The sequence below is a fragment of the Stenotrophomonas chelatiphaga genome, assembly GCF_032054965.1.
Taxonomy (GTDB): domain Bacteria; phylum Pseudomonadota; class Gammaproteobacteria; order Xanthomonadales; family Xanthomonadaceae; genus Stenotrophomonas; species Stenotrophomonas chelatiphaga.
In genome coordinates, this window is record NZ_DAMBRS010000001.1 from 525,270 (window position 1) to 540,546 (window position 15,277).

Sequence of the window (15,277 nt, forward strand, 5' to 3'; positions counted from 1 at the left end):
TGCCTGCCGAGGGTGGGCACCCTGCGCGCAGCAACGGTCAGCTGCTGCGCTCTTCGTCCAGGTTGCCGCGCACCGCGCGCGCCAGGTCGATGCGGGTGAAGGGCTTGGGCAGGATCGCGATATGCCGCCCCAGGTGGTTGTTGGCCTGGTGGTCGCGCGGATAGCCGGAGGTGAACAGGATGCGCAGCGCCGGCTTGCGCTGGCGGGACTGGCGGGCCAGCTCCCAGCCGGTCATGCCGGGCATCACGATGTCCGAGAACAGCAGGTCCACGTCGACGTCCGGCCGGTCAAGCAGGCGGATCGCCGACGGTCCGTCATGCGCTTCCAGTACGCGATAGCCCAGCTGGCGCAGCGCTTCCACGGTGTAGGCGCGTACGTCGTCGTTGTCCTCGGCGACCAGGATGGTTTCATCCTGCGCCTCGTATTCGGCATACCCGTTCTGCTCGGCCAGCCGCGGACCCGGCAGCGGCAGGTCCGAGCGCGGGAACAGCATGGTGATCACCGTGCCGGTACCCGGCGTGGACTCCACCTGCACGTGGCCACCGGACTGCTTGACGAAGCCATACACCATCGAAAGGCCGAGGCCGGTGCCGCGGCCGACTTCCTTGGTGGTGAAGAACGGCTCGAACACCCGCGCCATCGTTTCCGCGCTCATGCCCTGGCCATTGTCACGCACCCGCAGCACCGCGTACTGGCCCGGCGGCACGTCCGGGTTCTGTTCGGCAAAGCCTTCGTCCAGCACGCCGGTGCCGGTCTCCAGCAGCAGCGTGCCGCCATCGGGCATCGCATCGCGTGCGTTCACCGCCAGGTTGAGGATGGACGCTTCCAGCTGGCCGGGATCCACCTCCACGCACCAGACATCCGGGGCGACGGCGATCTCCAGATGCACCAGTTCGCCGAGCGCGCGCTGCAGCAGTTCCTGCATGCCCAGCACCTGCTCGTTGAGGTTGACGGCCTGGTTCAACAGCGGCTGGCGGCGGGCGAAGGCAAGCAGGCGCTGGGTCAGGCTGGCCGCGCGCATGACGCCCTTCAGGGCGTTGTCGAGCGGACGCGCAATGGCCTGGGCACCGTCGCCAAGGCGGTCGGTCAACAGCTTGGCATGTTCCACGTTGCCGGCGATGACGGTCAGGATGTTGTTGAAATCGTGTGCGATGCCGCCGGTCAGCTGGCCGACGGCCTCGATCTTCTGGCTCTGTCGAAGCGCCTCTTCGGCGAGCCGGCGCGCGGTGGTTTCCACCGCTTCGCAGACCACCGCGGTGACGGTGTGCTGGTGGTCGAGCAGCGGCCGGAATGAAAAATCGAACGAACGCGTGCCGGTAGGCAGCTGCAGTTCCAGTTCGTGGCGCGACTCGCTGCCTTCGGCGGCGGACTGCACCGCGCTGCGCACCGTCTGCGCCGCATCCGGACTGGCCGAAAACCAGGCTGACTCACAGAACAGCGCGTCGCTGACATCGGCTTTCTCGCTCAGGATCGCCGCCAGCGAAGCGCGGTTGGCGTCCAGCACGCGGCCGTCGGGACTGATCAGCACCTGCAGCTGGAAACTGGATTCGAACACGGCCTGCAGCCGGCTCTCGCTCTGGCGCAGGTCGGCGGTCCGCTGCTCGACCTGCTGCTCGAGGAAATCGTTGGCATCGCGCAGCAGCAGCTCGGCCTGCTTGAGGTCGCTGATGTCGCGCGCCAGCGTGTAATAGCCGGCCACTTCGCCTTCTGCGGTGATCTCCGGCACGCCGTCCAGCAGCACGTGGCGCGGGCTGCCGTCGGCGCGCTGCAGCTCCAGTTCGAAACTCACGCGTTGGCCCTGCAGTACCTGCTGCAGGTGGGGCAGGGCGGCATCGAACAGGCCGGCGCCGACCACGTCGCTGACCTGCAGGCCGATCAGTTCCGCCGGTGGACGACCATGCCAGGCCTCGTAGGCATTGTTGGCGAAGCGGTAGCGGTGGTCCGGGCCCAGGTGCGCGATCAGCGCGGGCATGGAGTCGGTGATCAGCTGCAGGCGGTCGCGGCTCTGCTTCAGTTCCACTTCGGCGGTGCGCAGCTTGGCGCGCGCTTCCGCTTCGCGGATCGCCCGAAGGATGGCGTCGGGCAGGCGCTGCAGGCGCTGCTTGACCACGTAATCGCGCGCGCCGCGGGTCAGCGCCTGCACCGCCAGCTCTTCGGTCAGCGTGCCGGAGACGAAGATGAAGGGCAGCTGCGGCACCTGTTCGCTGGCCAGGGTCAGCGCGGTGTCGCCGTCGAACCCGGGCAGCACGTGGTCGGCGAGGATCACGTCATGGCGTTCGGCGTCGAGCTCTGCGATGAAGGCGTCGCGGGTCCATACGCGATGGACCTGGAAGTGCATGCGGGCGCGCGTCAGCTGCGCCTCGATCAGTTCCGCGTCGAGCGCACTATCCTCAAGCATGAGGATGCGGATCGGCGCATCCCTGGCAGTTTCAGTCATTCGTGCGGCCTTGGCCTGAGGGTCGGATCGGGTGCGGGGGGGGATTGTTGGTGATGCCCCAGAACATGCCCAGCCCCTGGATGGCGTCGAAGAATTCCTTGAAGTCCACCGGCTTGACCACGAAGGCGTTGACGCCCAGCTCATAGCTGCGCACCAGGTCCTGCTCCTCGCGCGAGGAGGTCAGCATCACGATCGGGGTGCGGCTGAGATGGCGGTCGCCGCGCACTTCGGCCAGCACTTCCAGTCCGTTCAACTTGGGCAGTTTCAGGTCCAGCAGCACCACCACCGGGCCGCCGTGGTTGAGGTCCTTGTAGGCGCCTTCGCTGCGCAGGTACTGCAGCGCTTCGACACCGTCGCGCACGTGGGTGACCTGGTTGAGCAGCTGGCAGCGTGCCAGCGCATCGAGGGTCAACTCGGCGTCCTTCGGGTTGTCTTCTACGAGCAGGATGGGTCGCAGGTCCCTCATGCAGTGCCTCTCTGGGAATACGGAATGGTGAAATAGAGCGTGGCGCCCTTGCCGAGTTCGCCCTCGGCCCAGGTACGGCCGCCGTGGCGGCTGACGATGCGGTGCACGTTGGCCAGGCCGATGCCGGTGCCCTCGAACTCGTCGGCATGGTGCAGGCGCTGGAACACGCCGAACAGCTTGTCGACATAGCGCATGTCGAAGCCGCAGCCGTTGTCCTTGACGAAGAAGATGTGCTCGTTGTCGCCGCGCTCGGCGCCGACCTCGATGGTCGGTTCGGCACTGTCACGGGTGAACTTGATCGCATTGCCCAGCAGGTTCTGCCACACCAGTCGCAGCATGCTGGAGTCGGCTTCCACGCGGGGCAGGGGGGCGATGTTCCAGTGGATGGTCCGTCCTTCGGCTTCCATCACCAGGTTCTGGCGCACGTCCTCCACCAGCGCGCCCACGTCCACGTTCACCAGGCCCATGCTGGAGCGGCCCATCTGCGAGAAGCTGAGCAGGTCATCGACCAGCGTGCCGGCCGACTTGGCCGATTCGACGATCGTGGCCAGGAAGCGTTTTTCGGTATCGGTCAGCTTGTCCGCCGCCGAACTGCCAAGCAGCTCGGAATAGCCGACGATATGCCGGAACGGTGCGCGCAGGTCATGGCTGACCGAATAGGAAAACGCCTCCAGTTCCTTGTTGCTGCGCAGCAGCTGCTCGTTGAGTTCGGCCATTTCCTCGGCCTTGCGCAGCACGATGTCGACGATGGCCGTGCGCAGCTCCAGCGCGGCGTCGCGGTCCACGTCCTGCCATGGCGTGGACTGCTGGCGTACGGTTTCCTTCCAGGCTTCGAAGGACAGCCGCGGCGACAGCGTGCCACCGACCACCGCCTTGCGCGGTTCGCCCCCCCAGCGCACGGTACGCATCACTTCCGGACGGAACCACAGCACGAAGCTGTCGTGCAGCTGCGAAATGGAGATGGCCATCAGGCCGCTGGCGACGTCGGCGAACGCACCGGCCTCGGCCCACGACGCGGGCAGCGCGTCGGTCTGGAAGACGTCTTCGCCGGCGTGTTCCCGGGTAAGCCAGTCCACCAGCGCATTGACCTGGGTCTGTCCCGGCGTCTCGCCCAGCAGCACGCACTGGCCACGGTGGATGATCGCCGCACCCGCCGCGCCGGTGAGGTCCAACAGGCTCTTCTCATCGCGGCCAAGCGCGGCCATGAAGTCTTCGTCGCCGGCCATCCGGCCGAGCAGGCGGACCTGGATGGCGCGGCGCGAGATGCGCTCTTCCACGACCATCGCGCGTTCCTTCAGCGCGATCTGCAGCGACAGGATCTGGCCGATGAACTCGCAGGCGGTGCGCACGTGGTAGGGCACGTGCCGCGGCTGCTGGTTGTGGCAGGACACCAAGCCCCACAGCCGGCCTTCGCTGACCAGCGACACCGACATCGAGGCGCCCGTGCCCATGTTGCGCATGTACTGCAGGTGCACCGGGGACACGCTGCGCAGCACCGCCAGGCTGAGATCGGTGGGCGCTGCGTCGGCATGGGCGGCGCTGCGCAGCAGCGGCACGGCCTGGTAGTCACTGTCGGCGATCAGCCGCACGCGGTTGCGGCGGTACAGCTCGCGCGCCTGGGCGGGGATGTCCGATTCGGGGAAGCGCAGGTCCATGTAGGACGGCAACCGGTCGTTGCGGTCTTCGGCCACGACCGCGCCGTTCCAGTCCTTGTCGAACTGGTAGATCATCGTGCGATCGAAATTGGCCAGCGCACGTACGTGGCGGGCGCCGATCTCGCACAGCGTGGAAATGTCGGACACGGTTTCGATCTCGCCCATGAAGCGGCGGATCTGCGGATACAGGTCTTCCAGCGAGCCGGGCTCGCCTTCCACCGGTTCTTCCAGCTCGACCAGGAAATGGGTGTCGCTGCGGTGGGCCAGCACATGGTGGCGGCCGAAGCGGCCCAGCTGCACCGAGCCCAGGAAGACGCTGGAGCCCGGTGCCAGCAGGTCCAGGTGGCGCCGGTAGGGCGCCAGGGCGCCGCCCAGCACGCCATCCAGGTGCTGGTCCAGCGGGTCACCGAAGTACTCCAGCACCTGGGCCTGGGTGATCGCGCGTTCCTGCACCTGCATCGTCAGCGGGTCCACGACCAGCAGCACGCCGTAGGGCTGGATGGCCCCGGGCGTGTGGATCGGCTCGCGCGCGCAGCTCGACAGGTCCAGACCCGCGTCGGTGGCATCGTTCATGGGAACTCCTGGGTAACAAACCCGCCTACGGCGGCGAAGGCAGCGCGGGCGCCGTCCTCGACCTGCCGCTCGTCCGTTTCAGGCAGGACGATGGCGTTCAAGGCGGTGGTGAAGCTGCGCCAGTGGGCGGCGATGCCCCCGGCAGGAGGAGCGAGGTGGCTGGCGCCAAAGGCCTGGTCAAGCCCCAGTGGCGCGGCTAGTTTGTAGATCACCGCCCCACCCAGCGCCGAGCCCTCGGCCACGTACAGCCAACCGAGTGCGGCAGGCACCGGCAGCGCAGCGGGCAGGGTCGGGACGGGGGTCGGCAAGGGCGCGCGCAGGTCGGTCAGGTCGCGGGTGATGCCGGGCAACCGGCGCCGCGTTTCCAGTCCGGGCAACAACGGCTGCAGCGCGGCGTGGGCGTAAAGCGTGTCGATCTGCTGGTGCAGGCGATGCTGCACGCGCAGGAACGCGGCGAAGCGCTCGCGGCTGTCGAAGATCCGTTGGGCCATGATGCGCTGGTCCAGCCGCTCGTGCGTTTCATGGGTGGCGCGTTTCAGGCGCTCGGCACGGGTAGGCGGCAGGGCCGGGTCAAGTACTGGCATCGACGACGACGGGCAGGACGCACGATAGGGGAGACGCTGCAGGTTATCAGATGGGCCGATCGCGTCGTGTCAACGTAATTTCATGCGGAATGCCCCAATCTGTCCGCCAACGGCCCGCTGCGCTCGCCGACCATGGGTCGGCGCTACCGGACTACATCAGGCCCAGCGTCAGCAGCGCCAACACGGCGTAGCGTCCGGCCTTGGCGATCACCACCAGCGGCAGGAACACCCGAAGTGGTTCGCGCATCACGCCGGCCGCCAGGGTGATCGGATCACCGATCACCGGTGCCCACGACAGCAGCAGGGACCAGCGGCCGTAGCGCCGGTACCACGCCTGCGCCTGCTCCAGCCTGGCCCCGGATACCGGAAACCAGCGCCGCCCCTGGAAGCGTTGCACCTGCATGCCAAGCCACCAGTTGACCAGTGATCCCAGCACGTTTCCGGCAGTGGCCACGGCCACCAGCAGAACCGGTGGCCCACCCTCCAGCAGCAGCGCCAACAGCACCGCTTCGGACTGCGCAGGAATCAGCGTGGCCGCGACAAGGGCAGCCAGGAACAAGCCAAGAAGAGAAAGCATGCGCCATTCTACGGTCGCGCATCACCGGCGAGCTGGAGCAGATCGGCCAGCAGTACCTGGTAGGCCGCGTCCGCGGCCGGGCCATCGCCCTGGCGCAGCACCCAGGAGGGATGCACGGTCACCAGCGCGCGGGTACCGTCGTGCAGCGTGTGCCACTGGCCGCGCCCCTCGCTGAAACGGAACGAGGCGCCCAGCAGGGCCGACGCGGCGGTAGCCCCGAGGCAGACCACGGTATCCGGACGCACCTGCTCGATCTCCCCCGCCAGCCAGGACCGGCACGCCTGCACGTGCTCGCGGTCAGGGCGCTGGTGCACGCGCACCTTGCCGCGGCGCTGGAAGCGGAAATGCTTGACCGCGTTGGTCAGGTACAACGTGCTGCGGTCGATGCCCGCCTCGCCCAGCGCGCGGTCCAGCAGTTTCCCGGCCGGGCCCACGAACGGTCGGCCGCTGAGGTCTTCGCGATCCCCCGGCTGCTCACCGATGAGCATCACCCGCGCGTCGGCTGGGCCCTCGCCGAACACCGTCTGGGTGGCAGGCTCCCACAGCGCGCAGCGCCGGCAGGCAGCGGCACGATGCCGTTGCAATGCCAGCGAGTCGGGCAGGGTGTCGGCGGCGCGCGCAGCGGCAGCCGAAGGCAGCAGCGGCGCCTCCGGGATCCGGCGCTGCGGCGCCACGGCCTCGCGTGCATGCATTTCCTCCACGCGCGTACCGGCATCGCGGACCAGCCGGGGCAGCAGCGCGGCCTCCGGCAGGTGTTTCCAGTATTTGACCGGCATCTCCTGGCGCATCATCCGTTCATTCAGGCGCGCCGGATTGAAGATGCTGGCGTAGTAGGTGCGCCACAGTTCCTCGCGGGAGTCATCGGCGGGGGCGTCGCTGCGCTGCGCACCGGGGCCGGCGCTCAGGCTGCTGCCATCCCAGTACGCGCTGCGCGAGGGCGTCAGGATCGCCCAGCGCATGCCGGCGAAGCGGCGCGCGAAGAACGGCGCGACGCGGTCCACGATGTGGTGGTCCGGTTCGAACCAGGCGATGAAGGCATCGTCCTCGCCGGGCACCTCGCGGAACCGCACGAAGGCCTTCATCTTGTGCGAATCGCGGCGTACCGCCTGGGCCAGCGCATGGGCGCGCTGCACATCGGCATCGGCGGGGTTGGACAATACCTCGCGCTGGCCATGGGCGATCCGCCACAGCAGCCGGTACAGCAGGGGCAGGCGCTGCGGATCGCGATGGCACAGCACGCTGGCCGCCAGCTCCAGGAAGGCCTTGGACACGCGCGGGCCGGCAGCGCCACCGGCATCGCCCGGCATCGGCGCGCCGGCAAGCGCCGGTGCATCCAGCAGCGAGGCATCGGTGCCCTCCAGCCAGTCGATCTGCTCGGGTGCCACGCCGGCAGCCAGCCCGAGGCGCGCGGCCGCTCGCCAGGCATCCAGTGACCACGGCGGGTCGATCCGTGCCGACCAGCGCAGCATCTCAGCTGGCAAGGCTTTCGCCGAACAACGAGCCCTGTCGCGGCGGCGGCGCCAGGCTGGCGCGCAGGCTGGCTGGATCGTCCAGGCGGCGATGCGGATGGTGGTCCAGCAGCTGCACGAAGGGCAGCAGCTTGCGCATCGGCGCCCGCAGCCGCGCGACATCGGCTACCCGCAGGCGGCCGTGGCGGCGCGCCATGAGCACGCGCTTGACGTTGCGCACGCCCAGCCCCGGCACCCGCAGCAGCAGCTCCTTCGGTGCCAGGTTTAGGTCGACCGGGAACTGCTCGGGATGGCGCAGCGCCCAGGCCATCTTGGGGTCGATGTCCAGGTCCAGCATGCCGTCCTGGGTGGTGTCGGTGATCTCTTCGATGCCGTAACCATAGAAACGCAGCAGCCAGTCGGCCTGGTACAGGCGATGCTCGCGCTGCAGCGGCGGCGGTTGCAGCGGCAGCGCCTTGCTGGCATCGGGGATCGGGCTGAAGGCGGAATAGTAGACCCGGCGCATGTGGTAATTGCCGTACAGCTGGTCGGAGGTGGTCAGGATGTCGCGGTCGCTGGCCCCGTCGGCACCGACGATCATCTGCGTGCTCTGGCCGGCCGGCGCGAAGCGCGGCGCACGCTTCTGCGCGCTGCGGTCGGGCGCGGCCACCCGTGCCGGCCGTGCGCGCTCCTCCCTGGATTCCTCGATGCGCCAACGCAGCTCACCCATCGCGCCGCGGATGGTGGGCATGGTTTTCTCCGGCGCGAACGCGGCCAGCCCGGCTTCGGTCGGCAGCTCGACGTTGATCGACAGGCGGTCGGCGTACCTGCCCGCCGCGGCCAGCAGCTCCGGCGAGGCTTCGGGAATGGTCTTGAGGTGGATGTAGCCGGCGTAGCGGTGTTCTTCGCGCAGCTGGCGTGCCACTTCCACCATGTGTTCCATGGTGTAGTCGGCGCTGCGGATGATGCCGCTGGAAAGGAACAGGCCTTCGATGTAGTTGCGCTTGTAGAAGTCCAGCGTCAGGGCAACCACTTCGGCCACGCGGAAGCGCGCGCGCGGCACGTTGCTCGATACCCGGTTCACGCAGTAGGCGCAGTCGTAGATGCAGAAGTTGGTCAGCAGGATCTTCAGCAGGGACACGCAGCGCCCATCGGGCGTGTAGCTGTGGCAGATGCCTGCACCCTCGGTGCTGCCGATGCCGCCGGACTTTTTCGAATCGCGCTTGCCGGCCCCGCTGGAGGCGCACGAGGCATCGTACTTTGCCGCGTCGGCGAGGATTTCGAGTTTGCGCAGGGTTTCCATGGGACCACGCTAGGGAGGGCGCGTCTCAGGCTGTGAGACGGACAGCAACGGCAATCTGAAGACTTCAGCCGACCTGCCATGACGGTTTCGGCTCTATTAGCAGGAATACTAACAGGTGCTGGCTGTCATCTGTGTGTATGCGTGTGCCGGCAAGCTGACCGGCCCCCAGCTGACAGGTCATTCCACGTGGCATTCTCCCGCAGCCCCCGATCCGCCCTGCTGTTGTTGCTGGCCCTGGTCTTGGGCCCGACCGCAGGCGCCGCCGCAGCACCTGCGGGGGGGCGGCTCAACGATGTGCTCGCTGTCGGTACCCACAACAGTTACAAGCTGCCCATGCCAGACGCCCGCCTGCAGGCGCTTGCCGGACGCGATCCGGACCTGGCGCAGGCGCTGGACTATGCCCACCGTCCCTTGGCCGAGCAGCTGCGGCATGGGGCGCGGCAACTGGAGCTGGACGTCAACTTCGATCCGCAGGGCGGGCATTACGCGGCCGGATCGGCCGACCCGGACCTGCAACGGCCAGGCTTCAAGGTGCTGCACATGCCGGGGCTGGACAACGCGAGCAGCTGCATACGCCTGCAGCAGTGCCTGCAGCAGCTGCGCGCCTGGTCCGACACACATCCCCGGCACGTGCCGATCCTGTTGCTGGTCAACGCCAAGGATGACCAGAACGCACGGCTGGGTGGCATCGATGCACTGCGCTTCAATGCCGCGGCGTTCGACGCGCTGGATGCGGAAATCCGCGCGGTGTTCGGGCCCGGAAAACTGATCGTGCCCGATGACGTGCAGGGCGGCTACCCGACCCTGCGCGAGGCCGTGCTGGCGGGAAACTGGCCGGCGCTGGAACACGCACGCGGTCGCTTCCTGTTCGCCCTGGACGAAGGTCCGGCGAAGGTGGCGCTGTATCGGGGCGATCGCCCTTCACTGCAGGGCAGGGTGCTGTTCGTCAACACCGATGCCGACTCACCAGCCGCCGCCTACATGACCCTCAACGACCCGATCGGCCAGTCGGAGCAGATCCGCCACGCGGTGCAGCAGGGTTTCATCGTGCGCACGCGCGCCGATGCGGAAACCCGCGAGGCGCGCACCGGGGATACCCGGCGACGCGAGGCGGCGCTGGCCAGCGGGGCCCAGTATGTATCGACGGACTATCTCTGGCCCGATGCGCGCTTCGGCACCGAATACCAGGTGCCGCTGCCGCGCGGGGCGGCAGCGACCTGCAATCCGCTGCGTGCACGCCACTGCGCGCTGCCGGATCTTGAAGCCATGCCCTGAAACGCAACCGGCTCAGGGCACCATCGCGGCCGAGTTCACCAGGCCCACGGCAATCGCCACGCCGGCCGAGAACCAACCGGCGCTTTCGTTGCCGGCGTCGATCTGGTCAGGGCCGCGTCGGGTGATGATGGCGCGGGAGATGCCAAAGGCCAGCACCTGCATCACCGCAGCGATGGCCGCCCAGATCGCGGCATCCACCAGCGAGACCGAGTTGCTGATTACCGAATTGATCGGCAGCGCCAGGCCGATCAGGGCACCGGCCATGCCGATGCCCGCGGCCTTGTTGCCCTGCCGGATCAAGGTGATTTCCTTGTGCGGGGTAATCAGCGCCACCAGGGTGATGGCCAGCAGCAGGATCAGCAGGCCGATGCCCATGAAGGCGGCGAAGGCGAGGAACGACTGGCCGGTGATGACGTAGTGCATGCAGGTCCTTTGGAGGTCGTGAGGCAGATAGCCCCCAAACCTACCGCATCAGCGCACCGATTGCCTGAAGCCTGCGTCGCGGACGCGACGACTCAGGCCGCCTGGTACGGCGGATAGTCCACGTAGCCCTTGGCACCGCCGCCGTAGAAGGTGCTGCGATCCGGCGGCGTCAATTCCCAACGGTTGCGCAGTCGGGCCACCAGGTCCGGGTTGCTGATGAAGCTGGCACCGAAGGCGGCCAGATCGATCACCCCCTCGGCGATCAGCGCCTCGGCACTGTCGCGGTCCAGTCCGCCGGCCAGGATCAGCGCCGTGGCGGGCAGCGCCTGCTTGATCTGCCGCAGCAGCGCGTCGAAGCCGGATTCACCACCGGCGTCCACCGTGGTGCCACCGACCTTGAAACCGGACTGGTTCATCACGTGCACATAGGCCAGCCGGCGGCGTCCGATCTGTTCGGCCAGCGCGGTGTAGGTCTCGTCGATGCGGTCATGCAGTGGCATGTCGAACAGCTGGCCGTACGGCGAGATGCGGATGCCGGTGCGCGCGGCGCCGACGCGGGCCACCACCGCATCGATGACCTCCAGGGTAAAGCGCAGGCGGTCGTCCAGCGTGGTGGCGGCGTACTGGTCGCTGCGGTCGTTGACCAGCGGGTTCATGAACTGCTCGAACAGGTAGCCGTTGGCGGCGTGGATCTCGACGCCGTCGAAACCGGCTTCGATGGCATTGGCGGCCGCCTGCGCGAAGGTGTCGACGATCCGCGGAATCTCATCGGTCGCGAGCTGGCGCGGCGCCGGCGGTTCGACCAGCGCCGGATTGCCCGCCACGTCGCGCCCAAACGCCTGCGCGCCGACCGGCTGGCGCGAACTGGCACTGACCGGCAGCTGCCCGTCCTGCTGGATGGTCGGGTGGGATACGCGGCCTACATGCCACAACTGCGCGAACATGCGCCCGCCCACGGCGTGCACCGAGTCGGTCACCAGCCGCCACCCGGCAATCTGCTCGGCGCTGAAGATGCCCGGGTTGAACAGGTAACCCTGGCCTTCGCGCGAAATCGGGGTGCCTTCGCTGACGATCAGTCCGGCCGTCGCGCGCTGCGTGTAGTACAGCGCGGTGCGCTCATCGGCAATGTCATGCGGCGCGCGTGCACGGGTCAGCGGGGCCATGACCACGCGCTTCTGCAGGGTCAGGCCGGAAAGGGGGAACGGCTGGAACAGGGAGCTGGACATGGGGAGTAGATGGGCAAGGGGGAGAATGGCGGTCATCGTAGACAGGTGCCGAGGGAGCTACAATCCGCCATAACGGCAATTCATTATTGCGATAATCGCAATCGAGGCATGCGTGCAACTCAACGCCCTGCGTTACTTCCTGATGGTGGCCAGCACCGGCAGCTTCCTGGCCACGGCGCGTCACTACCAGGTGCCGGCGTCATCGGTGTCGCGTCATGTGGCGGCGCTGGAAAAGGATCTGGGGCGCCAGCTCCTGTATCGCAGTACGCGCGCGGTCAGCCTGACCGAAGAAGGCGAACGTTTCCTGGCCCAGGCGCGCGAGGCGATCGAACTGCTGGACCAGGCGGCGGAGGAGATCGGCGGCAGCAGCGGCGAGATCCGCGGGCTGGTACGCATCAATGCACCGGAGGCGTTCGGGCGCCTGCACGTGGCCGACGCGGTGCACGCGCTGCAGGACCTCCACCCCGGGTTGAGCGTGGAGTTGACCCTCACCGATGCGTTCATCGACCCGGTGCAGGAGGCCGCCGACATCATCATCCGGATCGGCGTGCCGGTGGATTCGGGCTTGATCGGCCATGCGGTCCCCGGCAACACGCAGCGCCTGCTGGCCAGCCCCGGCTACCTGCAGCAGCATGGGGTGCCGTCCGCCCCGGCCGACCTGCTGCAGCACCGCTGCCTGGTCTACAAAGGCCAGATGGGCGCACAGCGCTGGTACTTCCAACGCGCCGGTGAGGGGCGCGTGGAGACGATCAACGTCAGTGGCCCGCTGCGCAGCAACAACGCCGAAGTGCTGCTGGCAGCGGCGCTGAAGGGCAGGGGCATCGTGCTGTTTCCCACCTGGCTGCTGGACCCCGGCAGCCTGCAACGCCGTGAACTGGTTGCACTGTTGCCGCAGTGGTCCGCCTCGGCGATGGCCGAACAGGCGCAGATCCAGCTGCTGTCACCGCAGAGCCGGCTGCGTTCGCGCAAGATCCGCGAAGTCACCGCGTTCCTGCAGCAATGGCTGGGGTCGCGGCCGTATGTCGACCCGGTGCCTTGGCAACAATGAGACGTGAGGAGCGCCGTAGAAAGGCGATGACGCAGCCTGCACGCCCGGCAGCAGAGTCTTGCCTGTCCCAGGCCGCACTCCCGCCGCCTGCCCAGCGAGCAGCCCATGCGCGATACCGTACACGCCCGTTATGCCACCCCCTCGCGCGTTCGTGAGGGCCGTCCGTTCCCCCAGGGCGCCACCTTTGATGGCAAGGGCACCAATTTCGCGCTGTTCAGCGCCCACGCCACCCGCGTCGATCTCTGCCTGTTCGATGAAGCAGGCAACGAGCAGCGGATCGAACTGCCCGAATACACCAACGAGGTCTGGCACGGCTACCTGCCGGATGTGAAGCCGGGACAGCGCTACGGCTACCGGGTGCACGGCCCGTACGCACCCGCCGAGGGCCATCGCTTCAACCACCACAAGCTGCTGCTGGACCCGTATGCGCGCGAAATCGAGGGCGATCTCACCTGGAGCGACGAGCTGTACGGCTACACCATCGGCCATCCCGACGCGGACCTCAGCTTCGACGAGCGCGACAGCGCCCCGTTCATGCCCAAGGCCGTGGTGGTGCACGACGACTACGACTGGGAAGACGACCAGCATCTGTTGACTGCCTGGAACAGGACGCTGGTGTACGAAACGCACGTGCGCGGCTACACCATGCGCCATCCGGAAGTGGCCGAAGCCATGCGCGGCACCTGCGCCGGGCTCGCCCATGATGCCGTGCTGGACTACATCAAAGGGCTGGGCGTCACCGCGGTTGAACTGCTGCCGGTGCAGGCCTACCTGGATGACAGCCACCTGCTGGAAAAAGGACTGCGCAACTACTGGGGCTACAACACGCTGGCGTTCTTCGCGCTGAAGAGCCGCTACCTGGCCAGCGGCCACCGCGACGAGTTCCGTGACATGGTCAAGGCCATGCATCGCAAGGGGCTGGAAGTGGTGCTGGACGTGGTCTACAACCACACCGCCGAGGGCAACCAGCTGGGCCCGACGCTGTCCTTCAAGGGCATCGACAATGCCACCTACTACCGGCTCGCCGACGACAAGCGCTACTACATCAACGATACCGGCACCGGCAACACCTTCAACCTCAGCAACATGCAGGCGATGCGCTTCGTCACCGATTCGCTGCGTTACTGGGCGCAGGAGATGCATGTCGATGGCTTCCGCTTCGACCTGGCGACGATCCTGGGGCGCGAACCGAGCGGTTTCGACCAGCGCGGCAGTTTCCTGGATGCCTGCGGGCAGGATCCGCTGCTGTCACAGGTGAAGTTGATCGCCGAGCCCTGGGATTGCGGCCCGGGTGGCTACCAGGTGGGCCGCTTCCCACCCGGCTGGGCCGAATGGAATGACAAGTTCCGTGACAACGCACGCAGCTTCTGGAAGGGCGACGAAGGCACGCTGGCCGAGTTCGCCACCCGCTTCACCGGCTCGGCAGACCTGTTCGATCGCCGCGGCCGCCGCCCGTGGTCGTCGGTGAACTTCATCACCGCCCATGATGGCTTCACCCTGCATGACCTGGTCAGCTACAACGAAAAGCACAACAGTGCCAACGGCGAGGACAACCAGGACGGGTCCAACCATGATGGGTCGTGCAACTACGGCGCCGAAGGCGAGACCGACGATGCGGACATCAAGGCGCTGCGCGAGCGGCAGATGAAGAACCTGCTGGCCACGCTGCTGCTGGCCCAGGGCACGCCGATGCTGCTGGCCGGCGATGAGCGCGCACAGACCCAGGGTGGCAACAACAACACCTACTGCCAGGACAACGAAACGGCCTGGATCGACTGGCAGCGCGACCCCAGCGAAGGCCGGCTGGCCGACTTCGTGCGCGAGCTCACCGCATTGCGCCGCCGCTATCCCATCCTGACCCGTGGCCGCTTCCTCAATGGCCAGTACAGCGAGGAGGCCGGGGTCAAGGACCTGTCCTGGCTCAATCCCAGCGGCGCGGAAATGGCAGACGCCGACTGGCATGACGGCGGCGCACGTGCGGTGGGCCTGGTACTGGAAGGCAAGGCACAGCAGTCGGGTGTGCGCGAGCACGCCACCGATGCCACCCTGCTGATCCTCATCAACGCATGGCACGAAGGGGTGAGCTTCAACCTGCCCGATGACGAGGACATGCCGCTGCACTGGAAGCTGATGCTGTCCACCGATGAAGCGCTGGACCGCGAATCGGTGCCTAAGGGGGCAAGTGATTTCCTCGCGCCACCGCGCAGCGTGACCGTGTTCGAACGGCGCACCTGAAGGTGTGGAAATGAAGGAGGGGAGGGC

12 protein-coding genes are annotated in these 15,277 nt (G+C 67.5%); 3 read left to right on the plus strand and 9 right to left on the minus strand.

Annotation, left to right across the window (positions count from 1 at the left end; genetic code table 11):
- Window positions 1-37: 37 nt before the first annotated feature.
- The 7 genes from RTX79_RS02665 to RTX79_RS02695 all read right to left on the minus strand — a co-directional run bounded on the left by RTX79_RS02665 (window position 38) and on the right by RTX79_RS02695 (window position 9,043).
- The gene (locus RTX79_RS02665; protein ID WP_312681609.1) at window positions 38-2,398 is read right to left on the minus strand and encodes a PAS domain-containing protein; all 2,361 of its coding nucleotides are present in this window, start codon (window positions 2,396-2,398) and stop codon (window positions 38-40) included.
- 31 nt (window positions 2,399-2,429) lie between these two features.
- Window positions 2,430-2,903, minus strand: a complete 474-nt coding sequence (locus RTX79_RS02670) for a response regulator (RefSeq protein WP_057507654.1) — start codon at window positions 2,901-2,903, stop codon at window positions 2,430-2,432.
- Entirely contained in the window at window positions 2,900-5,131 is a 2,232-nt protein-coding gene (locus RTX79_RS02675; RefSeq protein ID WP_312681612.1) for an ATP-binding protein, read from the minus strand. The genes RTX79_RS02670 and RTX79_RS02675 overlap by 4 nt, the downstream gene beginning before the upstream one ends.
- On the minus strand, window positions 5,128-5,715 hold the full coding sequence (locus RTX79_RS02680) for a biliverdin-producing heme oxygenase (protein ID WP_312681614.1): 588 nt from the start codon (window positions 5,713-5,715) through the stop codon (window positions 5,128-5,130). Before RTX79_RS02680 ends, RTX79_RS02675 begins: the two co-directional genes overlap by 4 nt.
- A 151-nt stretch (window positions 5,716-5,866) precedes the next feature.
- Window positions 5,867-6,292, minus strand: a complete 426-nt coding sequence (locus RTX79_RS02685) for a YqaA family protein (RefSeq protein ID WP_312681616.1) — start codon at window positions 6,290-6,292, stop codon at window positions 5,867-5,869.
- A gap of 8 nt (window positions 6,293-6,300) precedes the next feature.
- Complete coding sequence (locus RTX79_RS02690) at window positions 6,301-7,761, minus strand: UdgX family uracil-DNA binding protein (RefSeq protein ID WP_312682192.1); 1,461 nt, start codon at window positions 7,759-7,761, stop codon at window positions 6,301-6,303.
- A gap of 1 nt (window position 7,762) precedes the next feature.
- Complete coding sequence (locus RTX79_RS02695; RefSeq protein WP_057507649.1) at window positions 7,763-9,043, minus strand: putative DNA modification/repair radical SAM protein; 1,281 nt, start codon at window positions 9,041-9,043, stop codon at window positions 7,763-7,765.
- 186 nt (window positions 9,044-9,229) lie between these two features.
- Between RTX79_RS02695 and RTX79_RS02700 the strand changes: the two genes are divergently transcribed.
- On the plus strand, window positions 9,230-10,318 hold the full coding sequence (locus RTX79_RS02700; RefSeq protein ID WP_312681618.1) for a phosphatidylinositol-specific phospholipase C1-like protein: 1,089 nt from the start codon (window positions 9,230-9,232) through the stop codon (window positions 10,316-10,318).
- Window positions 10,319-10,330: 12 nt separating this feature from the next.
- Here the strand turns inward: RTX79_RS02700 and RTX79_RS02705 are convergent, their stop codons facing one another.
- Together RTX79_RS02705 and RTX79_RS02710 are read right to left on the minus strand one after the other, a co-directional pair.
- Complete coding sequence (locus RTX79_RS02705; protein ID WP_057507648.1) at window positions 10,331-10,741, minus strand: DUF350 domain-containing protein; 411 nt, start codon at window positions 10,739-10,741, stop codon at window positions 10,331-10,333.
- A gap of 92 nt (window positions 10,742-10,833) precedes the next feature.
- On the minus strand, window positions 10,834-11,967 hold the full coding sequence (locus tag RTX79_RS02710) for an alkene reductase (protein WP_312681620.1): 1,134 nt from the start codon (window positions 11,965-11,967) through the stop codon (window positions 10,834-10,836).
- A gap of 112 nt (window positions 11,968-12,079) precedes the next feature.
- Here RTX79_RS02710 and RTX79_RS02715 point away from each other — a divergent pair, with 112 nt between their 5' ends.
- Window positions 12,080-13,015 (plus strand): LysR family transcriptional regulator, encoded by a 936-nt coding sequence (locus RTX79_RS02715; RefSeq protein WP_312681622.1) that lies wholly within the window; start codon window positions 12,080-12,082, stop codon window positions 13,013-13,015.
- Window positions 13,016-13,120: 105 nt separating this feature from the next.
- Entirely contained in the window at window positions 13,121-15,250 is a 2,130-nt protein-coding gene (glgX, locus tag RTX79_RS02720) for a glycogen debranching protein GlgX (protein ID WP_312681624.1), read from the plus strand.
- Window positions 15,251-15,277: the final 27 nt, after the last annotated feature.

Coding starts and splice junctions, on each gene's coding strand:
- RTX79_RS02695 (WP_057507649.1), bottom strand. CDS start 9,043: ATGGAAACCCTGCGCAAACTCGAAATCCTCGCCGACGCGGCAAAGTAC.
- RTX79_RS02685 (WP_312681616.1), bottom strand. CDS start 6,292: ATGCTTTCTCTTCTTGGCTTGTTCCTGGCTGCCCTTGTCGCGGCCACG.
- RTX79_RS02675 (WP_312681612.1), bottom strand. CDS start 5,131: ATGAACGATGCCACCGACGCGGGTCTGGACCTGTCGAGCTGCGCGCGC.
- RTX79_RS02690 (WP_312682192.1), bottom strand. CDS start 7,761: ATGCTGCGCTGGTCGGCACGGATCGACCCGCCGTGGTCACTGGATGCC.
- RTX79_RS02710 (WP_312681620.1), bottom strand. CDS start 11,967: ATGTCCAGCTCCCTGTTCCAGCCGTTCCCCCTTTCCGGCCTGACCCTG.
- RTX79_RS02680 (WP_312681614.1), bottom strand. CDS start 5,715: ATGCCAGTACTTGACCCGGCCCTGCCGCCTACCCGTGCCGAGCGCCTG.
- RTX79_RS02670 (WP_057507654.1), bottom strand. CDS start 2,903: ATGAGGGACCTGCGACCCATCCTGCTCGTAGAAGACAACCCGAAGGAC.
- RTX79_RS02665 (WP_312681609.1), bottom strand. CDS start 2,398: ATGCTTGAGGATAGTGCGCTCGACGCGGAACTGATCGAGGCGCAGCTG.
- RTX79_RS02705 (WP_057507648.1), bottom strand. CDS start 10,741: ATGCACTACGTCATCACCGGCCAGTCGTTCCTCGCCTTCGCCGCCTTC.
- glgX (WP_312681624.1), top strand. CDS start 13,121: ATGCGCGATACCGTACACGCCCGTTATGCCACCCCCTCGCGCGTTCGT.